This window comes from Klebsiella sp. A-Nf5, from assembly GCF_002810545.1.
Classification (GTDB): Bacteria; Pseudomonadota; Gammaproteobacteria; order Enterobacterales; family Enterobacteriaceae; genus Klebsiella; species Klebsiella variicola.
In genome coordinates this window covers 1-1,904 of the sequence record NZ_PIOG01000236.1, presented here as the reverse complement: position 1 = coordinate 1,904, position 1,904 = coordinate 1, and the positions used below count along the sequence as shown (strand labels likewise).

Sequence of the window (1,904 nt, the reverse complement as noted above, 5' to 3'; positions counted from 1 at the left end):
TCGCCCTTGCGGGCAAACACCCGCCCCTCATTGTCCTTCAGGTCTTCGGTCAGGCGGATGCTGGGATCAAACCAGCGCTGCTCGTATTTCTCCGCACGCTTAATGCCTTCCACCGGCGCCGGACGCTGACTGTTCTCGATAACCCGCTGCTTAAACGCGTCCATCGTCTGGTCCCACTGGCCAGAGGATTGCAGCGACTGCAGACGCTGCGTGATGAGCTGCAGCATGTCCTGCTCCCGGACGGGCCATAAATCCCCCCAGGTACCGAGATCAGCCGCCTGAGTCAGCGGCGATAACAGACAGGCGGCGAGCAGACAGCCTTTCAGTCGTATCATTACTGTTCTCCTTTCATCCGGCGGGCAATGTCGTGCTGGATGTTGCGGGTCACATCGGGTGCGCCCTGAACCACGGCAGGTGAAACCAGAATGACCACATGATGCTGCTGCTGATACTCCGCCAGACTCTTCTCCAGCGCGTCGTTAAACCGATCAGAGAGCGCTTTTGACTGCGCCTCTGTCAGCTGCTTCTGACTGACACTGTCCATAAAACTGTCGAGCGTTTTCTTCATATCAAAAGCCACCACCCGCGGCGTGGAGTACTCCAGAACCACGCGCGAGAGAAACGCGCTGGTTGCCAGGGCGAAAAGCACGAGAGCGACGATGACGGGTATCCGGCGAAAGGTATGAGAGGTCGTACTGACCGGTTGTTCGGTGTTGTTTTTCATCACTGTTTATCCTCCATGTCATTCACCGGTATTCGGGATTCAAGCTCAGCCATTTCTTCTTTAAAGTTGCGACACGCGAGGCCGTACACCGCATCGTGGATATCGCCCCCCTCTTCCCGGCGCGCTTTCATGTACTCAAAATCCGGGCCTTTTGAGGAGTACATCGCCCGGCTGAGCGGGTCGACGAACAGGCGGTGCCAGGAGCAGTTCGCTTCCACCTGCAGCATAAAAGAGGAGAACCACTGCTCTTTGGCAGAACCGAAGCCGTTAATCATGTCTTTCTCCAGCTTGCTGAACTGATCCGGGTACAGCTGGTTATACTTGGCAAATTCCTTCGCTGACTGTTTCAGAATGGCCTTGTACGAGGAGTTCCCCCAGGCAGCGCGTGCAGCGCTCGATGCGGTCGGGGAGTCGAAATCCACGATATTCTGGGTGATGGTGATATAGGCCCCGGTATGCCGGCGCGCCGTCCGGTAGCCCTTCTCGATAAAGGTCCCCACCTTTTCGTTTTTGAAGTCCAGCAGTCGCCAGCCTTCATCGATAACGTTGAGTTTTTTCAGGCTGCGCGGGGACTGGTACATCCGGTTTTCGATATAGATGATGAGCGAGAACATCACCGCGACCAGCAGGGACTGGCGCGACTCCAGCCCGCCCAGCTCAAGGACCACCATCCGGGCATCGTCGTGCAGGGACGGCTCATCAGAGTTGAAGTACTCCCCGTACAGCCCGTTCACCGTGTACTGGTCGAGCAGGATAATCATGTCATCAAGACGGCTGCGCACCCCCGGTGAGTCGGCGTATTCCTCACTGTCTTTCTCGCTCCGGAGAAAGGCCACCACATCATCGATACGCGCCTTGTTGCGCTTACTCAGCCAGGCCGCCCGGACCGCCTGCAGGAGAAGACCTTCGTGCACTTCATCCAGGTTGCCGTTGGGACTGGCCATCACCGACATCTGGTCGCGGATACGCTCGGCGGACAGGTCAAAGTTAGCGTCGTCGAGAATATTGGCGAACGGATTAAACTTCAGCGAGTCGCCGTCGAGATACACGCCGCCCATGTTTTCACACAGGGACTTGTAGCCGTCGCCCATGTCGAACACCCAGGCAAACCCGCCGGAGTCGAGCACGCTGCGAATGAGGGGCTGAATCAGACCGGTTTTGCCCGCCCCGGAGGTGCCGC

The 1,904-nt window shown here is 57.7% G+C and carries 1 protein-coding gene and 2 pseudogenes; all 3 read right to left on the bottom strand.

Annotation, left to right across the window (positions count from 1 at the left end; translation table 11 throughout):
• Nucleotides 1–335: pseudogene (locus CWM53_RS23000) on the bottom strand (conjugal transfer protein TraW); the annotation flags it as partial.
• Nucleotides 335–724 (bottom strand): type-F conjugative transfer system protein TrbI, encoded by a 390-nt coding sequence (gene trbI, locus CWM53_RS22995; protein WP_004167468.1) that lies wholly within the window; start codon nucleotides 722–724, stop codon nucleotides 335–337. The gene trbI and the pseudogene CWM53_RS23000, both read right to left, overlap by 1 nt.
• Nucleotides 724–1,904: pseudogene (locus CWM53_RS22990) on the bottom strand (type IV secretion system protein TraC); the annotation flags it as partial. The pseudogene CWM53_RS22990 and the gene trbI, both read right to left, overlap by 1 nt.

Bases quoted from the DNA above. Each gene is read 5' to 3' on its own strand.
- trbI (WP_004167468.1), bottom strand. From the start codon at position 724: ATGAAAAACAACACCGAACAACCGGTCAGTACGACCTCTCATACCTTT.